The 16,148-nt window shown below is 60.5% G+C and carries 11 protein-coding genes; all 11 read right to left on the bottom strand.

Annotated elements, in window-relative coordinates:
• Positions 1-388 precede the first annotated feature (388 nt).
• The 11 genes from LFT45_RS04275 to LFT45_RS04225 all read right to left on the bottom strand — a co-directional run bounded on the left by LFT45_RS04275 (position 389) and on the right by LFT45_RS04225 (position 15,669).
• Entirely contained in the window at positions 389-5,152 is a 4,764-nt protein-coding gene (locus LFT45_RS04275) for a DEAD/DEAH box helicase (protein WP_236808959.1), read from the bottom strand.
• 168 nt (positions 5,153-5,320) lie between these two features.
• Positions 5,321-5,938: a hypothetical protein gene (locus tag LFT45_RS04270; protein ID WP_236806913.1), complete on the bottom strand. Its 618-nt coding sequence runs from the start codon at positions 5,936-5,938 to the stop codon at positions 5,321-5,323.
• Positions 5,939-6,057: 119 nt separating this feature from the next.
• A complete protein-coding gene (locus tag LFT45_RS04265) occupies positions 6,058-6,747 on the bottom strand; it encodes a recombinase family protein (protein WP_236806912.1) in 690 nt (229 codons plus the stop codon).
• Positions 6,748-6,886: 139 nt separating this feature from the next.
• A complete protein-coding gene (locus LFT45_RS04260) occupies positions 6,887-7,396 on the bottom strand; it encodes a single-stranded DNA-binding protein (RefSeq protein ID WP_236806910.1) in 510 nt (169 codons plus the stop codon).
• Between the two features lie 60 nt (positions 7,397-7,456).
• Positions 7,457-8,536 (bottom strand): ArdC-like ssDNA-binding domain-containing protein, encoded by a 1,080-nt coding sequence (locus tag LFT45_RS04255; RefSeq protein WP_236806908.1) that lies wholly within the window; start codon positions 8,534-8,536, stop codon positions 7,457-7,459.
• Between the two features lie 166 nt (positions 8,537-8,702).
• Complete coding sequence (locus LFT45_RS04250; RefSeq protein WP_236806906.1) at positions 8,703-9,212, bottom strand: hypothetical protein; 510 nt, start codon at positions 9,210-9,212, stop codon at positions 8,703-8,705.
• Positions 9,202-11,010 (bottom strand): type IV secretory system conjugative DNA transfer family protein, encoded by a 1,809-nt coding sequence (locus tag LFT45_RS04245; RefSeq protein ID WP_236806904.1) that lies wholly within the window; start codon positions 11,008-11,010, stop codon positions 9,202-9,204. The genes LFT45_RS04250 and LFT45_RS04245 overlap by 11 nt, the downstream gene beginning before the upstream one ends.
• Positions 11,011-11,019: 9 nt before the next feature.
• Positions 11,020-12,234, bottom strand: coding sequence for an ATP-binding protein (locus LFT45_RS04240; RefSeq protein ID WP_236806902.1), 1,215 nt, complete (start codon positions 12,232-12,234; stop codon positions 11,020-11,022).
• 239 nt (positions 12,235-12,473) lie between these two features.
• A complete protein-coding gene (locus tag LFT45_RS04235; RefSeq protein ID WP_236806900.1) occupies positions 12,474-13,979 on the bottom strand; it encodes an SCO6880 family protein in 1,506 nt (501 codons plus the stop codon).
• Positions 13,972-15,369, bottom strand: coding sequence for a hypothetical protein (locus LFT45_RS04230; protein WP_236806898.1), 1,398 nt, complete (start codon positions 15,367-15,369; stop codon positions 13,972-13,974). The genes LFT45_RS04235 and LFT45_RS04230 overlap by 8 nt, the downstream gene beginning before the upstream one ends.
• Before the next feature lie 12 nt (positions 15,370-15,381).
• Complete coding sequence (locus tag LFT45_RS04225; protein WP_236806896.1) at positions 15,382-15,669, bottom strand: hypothetical protein; 288 nt, start codon at positions 15,667-15,669, stop codon at positions 15,382-15,384.
• Positions 15,670-16,148: the final 479 nt, after the last annotated feature.

Raw genomic sequence — 16,148 nt, 5'->3', positions numbered from 1 at the left:
GGCGTCTTCCGTCGCCTTCTTTTGTATACGTTGAAGGTTAGCCATCCGTGCCACCCCGTTCTCTCAACCAAATGCACTCTCTACGACAAGACAGTCGGAGACGTGTAATGAATATATCCCATCGAAATCGGTGGCCACGCGCGCGGTTGGGGATCGCAACGCGCCTCCTGTGCAACTGCATTAGCCTGAACGCAACAGCAAACGAGACTGGAGTCCGGCACGGCCGGCATCAGCAAAGAGCCCCGCGTGCGTGTGAAGGCAATAGCGGGGCTCTTCCGGCAAGACCTCAACGCTTCTGAAAACAGGGCAAGAAGTCGTGACCACACCCAAAGTATCACTGTCATGCTTCACCCACCAGCTATTGGGTCATTGTGGGGGTCGTGGGGCCTCAGTCCAATATCTCCAGGTGCGGCAGACTGGCCACTATCTCTTGAGTCTTCAAAGACACAGTCACCACCCTCTTGATCAAATCGAGGATGTAGCGGGGGTCGCCGACCTCTCGGCAGTACTCATTCGGATCGTTGACGATCTGCGCATCCTTGTGCGTCGTCACCTGGTACCGATCGATGATCCACTCCAATGGCGATTTGCCGTTGACCTGGTAGCCAAAGGCCTCATCCGGAATGCCGGAGAGCGTGATTCGCGGGTTGTAGATGATCCGTGAGCGGTCCTTGCGGGCACCGAACGATAATTTGTTGACGCGGTAGAAGTCATACAAGTCGTCGGACGGTTCGCCTTGAACGATTTCATCCAGGGCAAAGGGCTCAATGGTTTCGTACTTGAGGTGCAGGTCGGCGAGCAAACGGCCAGCCTTGCTGAAGCCCCAGAAGTCTTTGACCCTTGGGATACGCGGCAGCATCTTCATCAGGTCGGCCTTGTACTGCTCCTTGTACGTGGGGCTGTGGAGCAAACCGTAGACGTAGTAGAAGATGTCTTCCTTGCCAATCTTCGGGTCTTCGTAGTATCCGCGGTACGTGGACAGGGTACCGTCGGTGATGTTGTCCTTCCGCCGGTATCCGCCAACTGCGGTGCCCTCCACCTCTGCAAACAAGTCGCCCTGTGATTCATCCGAAACGGGCTCATAGGAATATAGGCTGAATAGCTGTACAGCTTGAGCTGTCTTGTCCATTAGTTGGTCGACCATCAAAGGAGCGACCGCCGGTCCTAGGTTCGAACCGGGCCCAGGGAATGCGATGGCGATGTTAGCGTGCTCCGGCGTGGGAAAGAACTTAGGCAGCTGCGCCGTACGGTGAATCAGGTCCCCGTTGAAGTAGCTGAACTGATGGCAGAACGGACGATAGACGCCTTTGACAATGGCACTCCTGTCGAAGGCCAACTGGGCCCCGCGAGCGAACGACGCAGCCAAAGTCGACGTCCAACTGATTTCAGAAGGGTCGAGGTTCCTGGCGCCACTGCTGACGGAAGCGTTGTAGGCGCTGATCGTCTTCCGCAGGTTAGATTCCAGTTGGCTCGCTGAAAAATTGTAGACCCAAGCGTCCCTACCTGTTTCGAGCCCGCGGGAATAGTTCTCAAATATGCCAGTGGTGTTTGGCATCCCCTTGGTTACCTTGTCACCCATGGGCTGGAAGGAGTCGTAGCGTTCGTCGCGATGGTTGACCCAGTCGCCAGCGTCGTTCGATGTGACCGCTTCCCAATTTGTTCCTTCAAGAGACTGCTCGCCGTCGAGGATGTCCAGTTTTTCTTCTCGTGTTAGGTAGTCCCCGATATCCCGATACTGGATGTCGGCGGGCCCCGAACGTGCTGAGTTCTTGATCAAAATGGCTATGGCAACCTGCGTGCGCGATCCTTCCTTGAACACGTTGCCCGCTTCCTTGCGACGTTGCTCGCCTGACGTTCGCGCGTTTCCTCGAAGGTTGTACACAAAGATGCGGCTGAATTCTGTGGCAAAGGTCTTTCGGATGCCGTCCGCCGTGTTGCCGTCAATGAAGCTGCCGTTGGATACGAAGGCGATAACTCCATCGTCCTTGATCCTGTTAGACGCCCATCGGATGCCGCGGATGTAAGAATCGTAGAGGCTGTTCTTATTGGTGCCCGTGGAGAGCCTCGCATAGCTGCTGGCAATTGACGCATCTAGGACGGGGTAGCTCTGGTTCTGGTTGTTGTCGTTAGCGCTGGTCTGCCCTGCCGAGTAGGGCGGGTTCATGACGATGACCTTGATATCGGCATTTTTCTGCCTCTTCACGCGCTCAGAGTTCTCCGGGAAGAATTCACTCGATTCGACCTGGCCGTCGGATTCATTGAGCTGGAAGGTGTCAGTGAGCGCGATACCGTCGAAAGGGATGTAGCCATGATCGAGGCCGGCCTTCCTGGATTCCTCTGCGAACACTGTCTCGATGTTGATGGCGGCAATGTAGTAGCTGAGCAGAACGATCTCGTTGGCGAACAACTCCTGCGTATACTTCCGGTGCAGGTCCTCGGGCTTGATCAGCCCTGACTGGATCAGTCGGGTTACAAATGTACCGGTGCCGACGAACGGCTCAAGGATCGAGACTCCCTCGTCGGACAAGGACTTACCAAATTCCAGCCGCAGGGCAGCGTCGGCTGACCGGAGGATATAGTCCACCACCGGTACCGGGGTGAACACGATGCCGAGGCGGTCCGCGACCCGCGGGAAGGCATTGCGGAAGAAGTTGTCGTACAGCTCAAGAATGATTTTCTGCTTCGCAGCGGCGTTGTCGATCGACTTCACCCTGGCGCGAACCGAGTCATAGAACTTTTCTAGTCCGGCGCGTTCCTTCTCGAATGCGGAATGGTCGTCCAACTGATTGAGGATGTTCTGCATTGCGAGAGACACCGGGTTGTGCTCTGTGAAGTTCGAGTCTGTGAACATGGCGTCGAACACCGGCTTGGTAACCAGATGCTGGGCGAGCATCTCCACTGCTTGGGCTTCGTCGATGTCCGGATTCAGGTTCTCCTGCAGTCCGTGGATGAAGTCGTCGAACGCTGCCCGGTGGTCTGTATCTGCTTGGGCGAGGAGGTTGTTGATCAGTGCAATGTGTTTGCTGGCGATGTCCGCGATGTCTTTGGACCAGTCAGCCCAGTACATGCGGTTGCCGCACTTGTCCACGATCTTTGCGTAGACGGCGTCCTTCCAGTCAGCCGCAGGGAACTGCAGAGTGGGCTGGATGTATTCAGGATCATCGTCGGGTTCGTCTGCGGGCGACGGTCGCGGGTCGAGGAGCGGCTTCTTCTTGGGTGCTAGATTCACAGTGTCGATCACAATAGACTCCGGCGCGTTGTGGTTCAGCTCGATCTGGTTGATGGCAGCGTCCATGCGCTCGTCGTGCGCGCGGAGGGCCTGCAGAACTTGCCAGACGACTTTGTAGCGCGTGTTGTCCTTAAGTGCTTCGGATGTGGACATGCCCTCTGGTATGGCGATGGGCAGCACGATGTAGCCGAACTGCTTGCCCTTGGCGATGCGCATGACCCGACCGACGGCCTGGATCACGTCCACCATGGAGTTCCTGGGGTTCAAGAACAAGACAGCATCCAAGGACGGGACGTCCACCCCCTCGGTGAGGCAACGGGCGTTGGTGAGGATTCGGCAGGTGGGCTCGCCACCGTCGTGGTCGATGTCTTCCTTGAGCCAGTCCAGGCGGTCGGCACGGGCGACGGCGTTGAAGCCGCCGTCGATGTGCTTCACCTGAACTTTTAGATCGTCGGTACGGTCGTCGTTGTCCAAGTTGGTGAGATGGACGCGGACGAGGTCTTCGAACTCGGCTTCGACCAGCTTGGAGGACTTGATGTCGCGGTTGAAGGCGACAGCGCGTTTCATCGGAGCGAGGTCGTTGCCGAAGGAAGCTTCGTGGGAGCCGGAGCGGCGCTTAGCCAGCCCGTTCCAGCAGCCGATCAGTTTGGCAACATCGTCGATGTTCAGTTCCATGTTGGAGTCCGCTAGTTGGTCCTGGAAAGAGGAAACGACCTGGGTTTCCTCGACGCCGAGGACCAGGACTTTATAGTCTGCTAGGAGTTTCTTGGTGACGGCTTCACCGAAGCCGATCCGGTAGAAGACTGGACCGTACATGGTCTCGTCATCCATGGAGCACAGGATCGCGTCCCTCTCCGCCGCGGCGTTCTTGGTCTCGTCATTGAACAGCCTTGGGGTAGCCGTCATGTAGAGGCGCTTGCCGCCGGCAATGACATCGTTGCGGTGAACTTTTACGAAGTGCGATTCTTCGGTGCCAGCGAGGGTCGCACCGGTGGTGCGGTGGGCCTCATCGCAAATTATGAGGTCGAAGTCTGGGAGCCCGGCTTGCTGCGCCTGGGCTACGGCATCGATGGACTGGTAGGTAGAGAAAACGACGGTCATGCCCTCGTCGAGTCCTTTCTTGCCCATCGCCTCTACGAGCGTTTTGCCGTCTGTGGTGGCCGGGATTTGGAGGTCGTGTATTGCGACGTCGGTCAGGTCCGAGTTCTTCTGCCGTCCCACCTTCACGTCCGAGCAGACCGCGTAGGCATGCATCGGCTGCTCGGTCTCGTCCGACCATTCCTTTAATGACTGGGACATGAGGGCAAGGGACGGGACCAGGAAGAGGATGCGGGCGTGGCCTTCCATCTCGGCGAAACGCTCGGCGACCTTAAGCGCCGTGAAGGTCTTGCCCGTGCCGCAGGCCATGATTAGCTTGCCGCGGTTGTTGTCGATGAAGCCCTTAATAGTGGCCGTCACGGCCTCGTGCTGATGCGGGCGAAGCTGCTTTTTCTCGTGCAGCTTTGGCGCCTTGGACGGGTCCGTCAGCTCGTAGGTGGACCAATCGATATTTGAATGCCTGAAGTCAGACAAACCGATCCGCTGAACCGGGATGTGCTGGCTGTCCAGCATTTCCTCGGCGTTCTGAGTCCATTTCGATGTGGTGGAAACGATGAGCCGGTGAGTAAACGGCTCCTTGCCCGAGGCGGAGATGAACGAGTCGATGTCATGCTTCTGCATGGTGTGGGTCTCGCCGTAGAACTTGCATTGGATCGCCGTGATTCCGCCGTCAGCGCGCTCGGCAACCAGGTCGATTCCGGTGTCCGGCTTCCCGTTCCGGCCCGGCCAGTCACGCCACAACCAGACGTTGTTGTATTGGGGGGCTTGGACACCGTCACGCTCCAGGTACTGCTCGATCAGCTGCTCGAAGTAACTGCCCTTCATCCGCTCGGAATCAGCGAGAGTGCGGTAGGAGTCGAGCAGTGAATCAAAAGAAGTAACCAAGGAAGCTCCCCCAGACAAAGAAAAATCGCGCGAGGCCGGCCTGCAGCCAGCCCTTAGATCATATGTTGAGCGGATGATCGCAATGACAAAACCAGCGGATCGCCGCTCTCAATGCCGGTCACATCCGCTTCTAGGAACTGGAGCCACCTCCACGCAGACGACTTCATTGAAGCCCCGGTAGGCGCCGATAAAAGCCTCTGAATCTGGGACCGCTGGCGGTGGAAAGGAGACTTCGGTGGAGTGCAGAGAATCTGGTAGTAACGCCGCCAGCTCCTTGTGCGCCTTCCAAGCTTCATCGCTCCCGAAGATATATACATCGTTGATGGCGTCCTGGTAGGCAGAGCGGGCCGTGTTGAACCTGTTCTGAGCATCGACCAGATGCGGCATATTTTGGTTGGCCTTGATCGTGCCGTCAGCCAGCTTCTTCACTGAGTCGTTGTAGACCCTGGAAAGACCGTGGGTTGCCCCTGAGAACTCGTTGGCGGCGTCCAGGTACCCCTGATAGACCGTCTGGCGCTTCTCCTGGGATCTCCTCAGATTCTCTGCCTCAGTCTCGTTACGCGAGACCTGCAGGGCCGTGTCCGCGCCAACCTGGGCCCCCACGTAACCTGAAGCAAATGTTAGTCCAGCGACTAAAACCGTCGAAATAGCTGTAACAGTGTTCGCCTGATGGGGCTTCGACCACCAAGCGCGAACCCCAGATAGGAAGGAATCTCTGGATACCATACTTCAAGCTCCCTGCTCAACCGTTCAAGACCGGTCAATTCAACCACTAACGCCCTTCCGACGACGCGGCCTGAACTCGCCCACCCCGCTCAGGGAGCCGTCCCGGTCATTTGGAGTCCTCAGCCCCCCCCCTGGAGAACCGCTTTCACAGTGGACGCGTACCAGCGCCTGCCGCCGCGAGCAGTGGGCACTCCCTCTGCTGTAAGCGCGTCGGCGATGGCCAGCAGACTGCGTCCACTCTTCTTCTCCCCGACAATTCGTGCCACCACGGTCGAGTCCATGGTTCGGGGCCTGCCCATCTTCTGGCCCTCCGCCTTACGCTGGGCCATGCCTTCACGCGTTCGGGCTCCGATTAGCTCCCGTTCGTACTGCGCAGCGCTGGCCAACACGTTGCTGGTGAACCTCTCCGCGGGATCGGAGGTGTCGATGTTGGGCGACAGTAAAACTAGACCCCATCTGCGTTTGGTCCCACGGTCGAGGAGGCCGGCGAAGTCGGCGACGGAACGGGAGATGCGGTCCAAACGGATGGCAAGGAGGAAATCGGCCTGTCCCCTGTCGAGTCGTTCAAGGGCGGACTGCAAGCCGGCACGATTCAGGTTCTTGGCGCTCAGGCCTTCGTCGGCGACGACCTCGAAGTCCCATCCGCGCCGTCCGGCCTCTGCGGCCAGTGTGGCCTTCTGAGCCGCGAGGCTGGCGCCGTGATCAGCTTGTCCGGCTGTCGGAAAGCTCCAAGAACCCCCAGAAGGGCTGCCCCTTCCGGCTTCGAAGCTCTTTCTTGACGTGGCGCGATCAGTCCGCGTCTGAATCACTTCTGCCGCGGGAGGTCTGGAAACTTCGTGAGGACTCGCTTGTCACGCCTGTTAAATGATGCGTCGGAAGGCAGCCGAGTTTGCCTTCCGACTCATCCTTTCAGGCCGCAATTGCCAGGGGCCGATTCACCGGCAGCGCCTAGAAGCTGATCTCATTTCCCGGCTTTGCTCCTAAAGGGGGCAAGAACACAGGACCCTTGAGTGAGACGTTGTACGCTGGCGCCGCAGGTTCAACCGCGGGCGCTTCGGTGCTCGCTTGTACTTCCGGAGGCGAGACCGCAGCTGAGGCATGCGACATACGCTGGTAAGCCGCCGTGCCGAACCGCAGGTCCGGTCCGATGGTATCGGCGACGATGCGGCGGGCTTCGCGACGTTCTCCATCCTTCTCGTAGGAGCGGAACTCCAGCTCACCCGCGACAGTGACCGGATCGCCTTTCTTCAGTGAAGTCGCTACGTTCTCTGCCAGCGCTCGAAACGCCGAGACGTTGTGGAAGACAGGTTCTCCGTCCTGCCAGGTGCCGTCCGCCCCCTGGATTCGCTGATTGACAGCGACCCTCAGCTTGGCGTGGGTTACCCCGCTTTCACCAACGGTGAGCTCGGGGTCGGCAACTAAGTTGCCCGCGATATTGATCGGGATCTTGGTGCCCATTTACTTCTCCTTTCAGGAACCAGCGGGACTCTCCCGCCGGAGAGATAAACGCACTCGATGTCAGGGGCCAGCCATTACCGGGCCGTCGGTCGACGCTGGCTGCCTCATCCCGACGTACCTCGCTGTCGGATCCAGCCGTGGGTCCGCCTCGACGGCCGTGATCTTTCCGCCGTATCCCGGCGGGTGCGTGATTTCGAGAATTCCCTTGCTGGCAGCGGTGACGCGGCCAAGTACCGACTTCGCGATGTCTACACGGGACCTTGGTAGCTTGCTGCCGGCATCCTGGAGCAGCGCATCGTTCTCCGCATCGAGGACGGCGTCAGCCCAGCCGGCCAGGTACGTCGCGGACTGAGGTCCACGATCAATGCCGTGAGCTCGAAGCACCGTATAGGCCACGGATTCGGCCTCCACCTCAGCCAGTCCACGATGGTCTGCGCTGCTCCCATAGAGCCGTCCCAGCTCGTCATCCGGCCCGTGAAGCAGCACATGCCCAAGCTCGTGCGCCAGGACCGCTGTCCGCTCTTCACGGCTGAGCCACGCACCAACCTGGACCCGGCGGTCAGCGAAATCCGTAAAGCCACTGGTCAGGCCATACTGTGCATCCGTGACGTCGACATTGAACCCGTGGCTTCTCGCCACAGCTTCAAGAGAGCCCCATAATTCGGCGGCGCCGACCACGGAGTTGGTACCGCCGCGCGGTACCAACAGTGGAGTCCCCTCTGTCTGGGAGACATCGAAGACTGCTTGACCGCGCCAACCAGTGATTACGGTCTTTTTTCCGTCGTCGACGGCGCCGTGTGGCAACTGCCCGCCCACAGGGATGCGATGCCGGCCGCCGTCGGGAAGCGTCACCTGTTGGACTCGGGCCGTGCGGGGAGCGATTACCCAGAGTGCGTGTTCACCCCGTGACACCGTACGGCCGTGGCGGGCCCATTCTTTGTACCCGGCCACGAGAGTGGGTTCCTCAGTGCCGCGTTGGGCCATCTGCATCATGAGCAGGGCAACATTGCCGCCCGAGTATCGCCATAGCGTTGATGAGGCGTCGAGCAGGACCTGCCAGTGCGACGGGGACTCCACAGCCTTCTCCAGGATCTTGTGGAGACCATCGGTCAATGTGGAGATGCGCTCTTCTGGTGTCATGCGCGTACCGGATTCATTCGCGCTTGGCGGCGCATCCGCCGGCATAGCGCTCCATGCTTCTTCAGGTTTAGGGGCCACGACAGCCGCCTTCCTTGCTTCTTAGGAATCCGCCGGAACCTCTTTGCGGATATCAATTCATGTCCTCAGCTGCGCCAGCAGCATGACTTTAGAATTCGTGCTCGAACTGGTGTGAGGCGGCCTGCCACTCGGTGAACTCCGGCGTGTCCGTCGGGAGCGTTCTCGGGGTTGGGTCCTTGTGTGCCTGCAGTCCGACACAACCGGCAGTCCTGGTATGGGTCCGCAGACGTTCGACGGCGTGGGGCAGCCTTTCGTGAAAAGCCAGGGGTCCGAACCCAGGATCGTCGCTGCCGTATGAGGCAAGTTCCGCTCGTTGCAGGGCATAGAGTTCGGCAACGATCTCGGAGTGACGCCACCAGCAATCCGGAACCACGGAGGTCGGCAGCTGATAGGTGGCTACGAGCCATCGGACCCATACCGCCAGAGCGGTCCACGCGCTTCGGGCTTGCTCAGCGGTCAGCTCACGCCAGCGATACGTTACACCGGCTGTCCGGCCCGGTGGCCGGAACGCAGAGCGGAAGAGCTCCGCGGTCAGCTCGTCGTCTTCAGCTCCAACTGACGGGATCTCAAAGCGTTCGACGTCGTCGCTATTGATCATCGCTCACCTCACCTGTTGCTTGCTGTCGCAAAACATGACCATCTGCCAAGGCCTGTTCGACTTCCCGCTTGGAGCGGCCAAGTTCGGCAGCGTCTTTGCGCTTGTGCCATTCGCGCAGATCCAAGAGGATCGGGCGGCTTCGTCGCCCGAGCATGAGCGCGGTGCCCGCTGGAAGGCGACGGATCTCATGGAGCGGTAGAACTGGGCTTTCTCGAATTTGTTCGCCGTCCTGACGGCCTTGTGAGGACCATGACCGGGTGTTGAGGGTGACGCTTCGGTCTCCCAGCAGTCCAGCGAGAGAGCGCAAGTCACGTTCATCGGAGCCGCCGCCGAAAATCACCTTGATAATGGCTGAATCCCAGATGGTGGCTGCCTCATCGACGGACCAGCCGGTGCGCGCCTGGGAAAGGGACTGCAGGACAACAAGAGTGGAGATCCCAATGCCGCCCCCATCAGAGAGAACAATGGGCAGGCCCGGCCACGGAGCCAGGTTTGCGATCTCGTCCAAGATGAGCGACAACGGCGGGTCCAGCCTGCCTCCCGGGGCCACAAAGGCCATCTCCCGGGCAGCGTTGTCGATGTCGTCAATCAAGGCCGAGAGGTACGGCCCTGCCGCTGCAGCACCCGCTCGGGTGCCGATCAGATAGAGGGTGCCGCAGTCCCGAATGAACCTCTTGGGTTCGAATTCCTCAGACTCGTCCTGGGGATGCAGGGCGGCAAGCACTTTAGGCGACGACAGGGGCGCAACTGCAGCCGAGACACCAATCCACGAGTTGGAGGTGTTCCTCGGGTCATCCTCGAGAATGCCCATCAGGTCGGCCTGCCAGCCAAGGGCTGCTTCCTTACGGCTGAGAATTTCGAGCGCCTCCCGTGCCAAGACAGGGCTGGACGACCAGCGGCGAAAGGCGCGGACCCCTTCCCCGGACAAAGCGGCGGCGTGGAGAAGGCACTGCAGGATGATCAGCGAGCGCTTCTGCCACGCGGCATTCTCGCCTTTCATCTCTGTGTCCGCAGTGATGACGAGGGCGCGGCGGGTGGCGATGTCCGGGTTTTCGCATCCGCGGACAGGTGACCAACGGAGGGTTGACGGTAGGCCGGACATGCCTTGTGGGTCGAACACGGTAACCGGCCGGCCGGCGGTAGATCGGGCTTTCATGGTGACGGCCAGATTGTCCGCGCGTGTGGAGGTCGTCACCACAGCGCCGGGCGCATCGAGGATCGCATTGATAATCACGTAGAGGCCCTTGCCTGAGCGAGGAGCACCCTGGATGACCATTGATTCTTCCGTGGAGACATGGATCGTGACACCGCGGGAACGGCCCAGCGTCCATGCCACGTCCTGAATCCGAGGCTTGGCTAATCCTGGCCTTGTTATCTTTCCCCGTCTTCGAACAGCCCGGCTTCCGAAGTCGTGTTGAATTTCCGCACGCCGGGCGATTCCTTCGCGGTTCAGGATGTCCAGGCGTAGCCACGCGCCTGATTGCTTCCACCTCCGCCACAGCACAACGGACCCAACGGCGAGCGCGGCCAAGGTGAGAAGCACTGGCCCAACGATCCACCAGATGGCGCCGGTCCCGACGTCGCATTGCTTCGGCTCACGGATAATCCAATCGATCCGGCCGACAAATAGCCCGACGGCGGCTGCGGGGTTGAATGGCGACGGTTTACTGCTGCCGCAGCGCCAAGTCAGCAGGAGATTTGCAACTGCCTGAACCAGAAAGCACAGGGAAATATAGCCGGCAGCCGCTATGAGGCCGGCAGTGACCAAGGGGTTTTCGGTACCTCGACGGGAAGTCATGGGGTTGCCTCAGATCATCCGGGCGTCGGTGCCGAAGACTTCCAGCTCATCGGTCGTCACGCGGTTGGCCACGATGAAGGACCGGTTTCCAACTTTCCAGAGTCCAACGCCCTTGGGGAGGTTTTCTACGTGCTCGCATTCGGCTTCCGACAGACCGAGCGCTTCCTTGGTCAGGCGCATGGCGTCGTGCTTCTGCCGGTAGATGATCCTGGTATCGGCTTCGGTGAGCAGGCCGAGGGCTTTTTGTCGATGGCCGCTGGTGCTGTCGCCGATTTCGTTCAAGTCAGCCACTTTGTGCATGATGAGCAGGTTCGCGATCCCGTAAGTGCGGGCCAGCCGCCACTGTTCGCTCATTTTGGCGAGCATGTACGGGTCGGCCAGCATGCGCCAGCCTTCGTCGTAGACCACGAGCCGTTTGCCGCCGTCGGGATTGGTGACGGCTGCCTCCAACCAGGTAGCTCCGCACGCGGCAGCGAGCGCCAGCGCTTGTTCGGAGGCACCGATGAGTGCGGAGGTGTCCATGACCATCATGGGGGCGTCGGCGTCGAAGGCAACGGTGGAGGGAGCATCAAACATCCCTTCCAAGTCGCCGGACACAGTCCGCCGCAGAGAGTGGCTGACCGCAAGTCCGCCGTCCTTGCCAACCAGCCCGATCGTTTCCTTGGACGGGTTCAGGAGGTGATCGAGCACCATCGGCAACGTGGGATTCGAGTTCTCTGCGACCGTCTCGGTCAGCGCCATGTCCAAGGCGGTATGCTCCACAGGGCGCAGTGGCATACCCTGCCGCATCAGCGAAACCAGCGCCACCAGAAGGTAACGACGGCGTTGACGAACCACTGCCTGCCACTGTGCCTCACTCAGGGCGCTGGACCGCGGACCGGCATCAAGGGGGTTAACGCGGGCTGGCCGGCCTGGGCCCACAGAAATGACCTTGCCGCCAACCGCATTGGCGACTGCAACCCATTCGCCCTTGGGATCGGAAGCAACGGCGGCCTTCCGTCCAAGCGTTATTGACCTCGCCACCAAAGACTTACCGCACATGGACTTCCCGGTCCCGACGGTGCCTATAACGACGATCGATGGGCCACTGATGACCCCTTTGTCGTAGAGAATCCAGGGATCGTAGGAGAACGCGCCCGAGCCAAAGACGTCCGTGCCTATGTAGGTCCCCTCGTGACCGAGTCCCGATTCAGTGATGAACGGGTACGCGGCTGCGAAAGTCATGGTGGAGGCGCGGTGTGGTGCGGGGCGCAGCCGGTGAGGACCGCGAAGAGAGTTTGGCTCTCGGCTCCCCCAGTCGCCGCCGCGCTCCTTGCTGTCCAGCCGGGCGTCGAGCTTCTCTCGCAGGTTCTGAATCAGGGATCCGGAGACTTGGCTTGCGTTGGCATCCCGCGACCGTCGTTGCTTCTGCTCCCGGCGCTTCGTGCCGTATGGCACGTACTGAACGGCTGGGGTTGAGCGCTTCATCGTAGCCCCCGCCCGAACGGCAGTGCCCCGGCCACGAACGCTGCCCATTGCTGCCCAGCCAGCAGCCGCAATTCAACGAAGGCGCCCGCGGCGGCCGACTCCAGTTCTTGCCTGTACCGTGCGAGATCTTCAATTGTCGCTCCCGTGATGGTTACGTATGCAGCGGGCCGCACATCGCCGTGGCCCGCGACGATCTCTTCCTCCCGCTGCGCGACTTCTTCTTCCTCTGCCCTCTGCTCGCGGGTAAGGGGCCGATCGAAGCGCGTGTTGATCCGTCTCCGGGTTTCATGGGCTTCCTGGGCAGACCGAATGTCGCGCAGCGCTTCAGTTGTCGGTACAGCCCGGATCACCTCTGTCACCGTATGCCGGAATTCACCCACATAGATGAGCGGATGAAGAAAGCCCGGAAAGACTTTCTGTCGCGGCCATTCAGCTATCCAGAACGTTTGGTGGAAGCCAGTGTCCGTCCTCACAAACGTCCAATGCTCCTCGACCGCCATGGGTGCGGCAAGAACGCTGCAAGCCGTCGGCGCCGCCTCGTTCTGACGCTCCGATTGCGTTGGAGCATCAGCGGGTTGCCTGTCCGTGGGTGATGCGGATGCTGGATCAAAGGCAGCACGAACGATGTTGAGAAGGCCTGCATCCGGCAGCCACTCTTCGACGCTGACGCTGTGTGTTCCCAAGGCTGTGGTCATAGCCTCTACCTCCAGCCGCAGTACCCGTTCGACGCCGAGAACTCCCCCGCCTGCCTCCCGTATCCGACGTCGGGCCTTGGCGGTGTCCACAACAAGAGTTAGCAACAGCTCATGACTCATCGCGGATCCAGCCGCAGCGATCAGATCCTCGTAAGAGCGCTCACCCCAAGAGAGTTCGTCGGCTTTGCCGGATTGCCAATGGACGGCGTGTTCATAAAAGTCGCGCAGCGCCGTCGAGGGGTATGGGACTGTGTAGTCCTGCACCGCGATTCTCGCTACGCAGCCTCTCTGCGCCAGCCCTGCCTGTACCCTGGACCATGCCTGCACGGCCCAGGCTTTATCGTCGACGTCCATGAGTGCGAATGACTTGGTGCTGCAGCGCAGGACGGCTATCGCCTCCCTGCCGCGGGAGTCCACGATGAACGACTCACCGCGGGAAGTGCGTCGCAGCTCTAGATTTCCTAACCCGCCAGGAAGCGCCAGCCGCCCAGCAAGGACGGGCCGCTCCGGCCGCAGTAGGAAGCGGGTCTGTTTGACGGCCAACCTGTAGAAGAAGAGCGCGGCGTGGCTGATCCACACGGGGTAGGGAATCCTGGAGTACTGCAGTAATCCGAGAAGTATCAGAACCAGCCACAACGGCCCGGAGGTAAAGATGCCCACGGGTCCGCGTACTGCCGAAGCCACACTGCCCACGAGAACACCGGCCGCGAGCAGGAGCAGTTGGTACCATTTCAGGCCCATGAACAAGCCGCGTCGCTCGTAACGTGGGAATTTGACGGGCTCAAGGGTTCGTGAGTTTTCAGACATGGGAATCACTGTCAATCGGAGGCTTGACGGTGGTTTGAGGTCGGACGGGAGAAGGCGGCGTAGTCGCTGACTGGGAGGCTGCGGGGGCGCCAGGTGCCGTCGATGCCCTGTGTTGCGGAGGCCCTGCCGTGGCACTTGCAGGGGTTCCTTTCCCTGGTGAGCCTGAACTCCTGTCAGGTTCGCTCACACCGCTTCGAGCCCGCGGAAACGATGCATCGTGTACCGGGGTACCGCCGTCGAGCATTAGAGCCGCGGTGTTCCGCTCGGAAATGTGGGATGGCGTGGTGCCCGTCAGTTGGTCCGGCAGCGGCACTCTTGGCGGCAGCGCCCGAGTAGGAAATTGTTGCCGGCTCGACTGGATTGGGCGGTTTATGGCCGAGCGGCTAGCCAATGCAGCCAGGGTGAAGCGGCCGCCTGTCTGTCGGCTGATCTGCCTGGCAGCAAAACCAGAGCTCCGGGAAAGAACGTGCCCGCCGCCGGCGGTTTGTGCAGCAGCCGCCAGCTCGCCACCAGCGAAGCTGACGAGGCGCAAAGCCATCAGCGGTGCGCCGCAGGCCAGCGCCATTCCCACGACGCCTGCTGCGAGTCCGGCGAATGACTTGGACTCGGCGAAAAGCTTGATGGCCACAGCAAGCACCGTCGCGGCGAGCGGCTTGGCGATGAGCAACGCCACCACAACCTCGCCCCACCGCCTGGCCCACGATTGCGTCTTCTCCCAGGGCATCAGCATGAGAGCCACGGGGGCGACGGCCGCGAGTAGGATGAGGGCGAAGGACCGAAAGATCATCGAACACATCAGGATGAACGCCAGGATCCAGACAACGATAACTGCCATGGCGGTGACGACGACGGCACCCCCTGCACCCCCGCTTGTCCCGGGGGCCAAAGAGACAACGTTCCACTCTCTGCCCAAGTCGGCCGGCGCTTTCTCGAAGCCGAAGAGCCGCATGAACAAGACGTAGGGGTCCGTCGCTAAGGAGTCCAAAAGCGCCGTTGCGGCCGAATCCCCGACTTTCGTGAGCTCCCGGACCAGGTAAACAGCGCCGGCCACCATGGGAACCGCAGCGGCGCCGCCAACCAAGGCCCTCACCAGACGGCGGGGCTGTTGGCTGATCAGTCCGGACAACAGCTGAAGGATCATGGCAATGACGAGCGGGGTCATCATGACAACCACCCACCAATTCGTCAGACCCTTGACGGAATCCCACTGGGAGTCATCAATGTCAGAGGCGCCAAACGCACCTGTGATGAAGGACCAGATCCAAGAAGCGACGTTCTCGAGAATCTCGGCGAAGAACGCCGTGATGGAACTCTGGACGCCGTCGTTGGCCTGCGAGACGAGACCGCAGCCAGGCGGCCACCATCCGTTCAGATCGCACTCAACCGGCATGACCAAGCGGACCTAAAATCCGAGCGGGAACGCAGTCTGGGACCAGAGGATGTAGCCGTTGATGCCGCCCAGAATGGCAGCCACCGGTCCGGTCCAGAGCAAGATCATTCCGCCGCCTGAGGCCAATCGCGAGGACTGGCTCAGCTTGCCGGCCAGGAGCATCGCGGCTCCGATGATCGCCACGATGGCGATGATAACGAAGGCTCCGACGAGGATGCCGCCGCCGATCTGTTTTAGCGATTCAAGGAAGGGAAAATTAGCGTTTGGGGTGATGCCAGGATCCACCGCTGCGAGAAACATTGCGTGCTCCGTCTGTCGATTCCAAGGGGGATGAGCAGATTGGCTCACGACTTCATGGAAGCGGTGAGGCGGGGCGACATGACTGGTCGCAATCCTGCCCAACTTGTCCTTGGCTCTGTCGAGGTGCCGAAGGTAGTGGGCCAGCCCTGCAGCAGGACGGCTCTTATGTAGCCGTCCTGCTCCGTCGTGTTCGAGAATTAGATTCGAACATATGTTCTATAATTGTCGGGTGATCAAGCATGGTTCCCCGGACGACATTGAGCGAATGATGGCTCGTATGGACGCCGACAAGAGCCGGCCGATTGATGACCCAGCTTCCGTCAGAGACTTCCCGAAGTACGGTCGCCCCCTCGTGTACGTGAGTGGCATCTATGGGAAGGCCGTGGCTTGGACCCACACCTACGGCCTGGTCGAATGGCTAGATCCTTCGGGCAAGTACCACTTGGGTTGGCGCACTCGTCAAGCATCAAGAGAGTGTC

This window comes from Arthrobacter sp. FW305-BF8 (assembly GCF_021789315.1).
GTDB lineage: Bacteria > Actinomycetota > Actinomycetes > Actinomycetales > Micrococcaceae > Arthrobacter.
The sequence above is the reverse complement of the archived record's forward strand: the minus strand, read 5'-3'. Positions and strand labels throughout refer to the sequence as shown.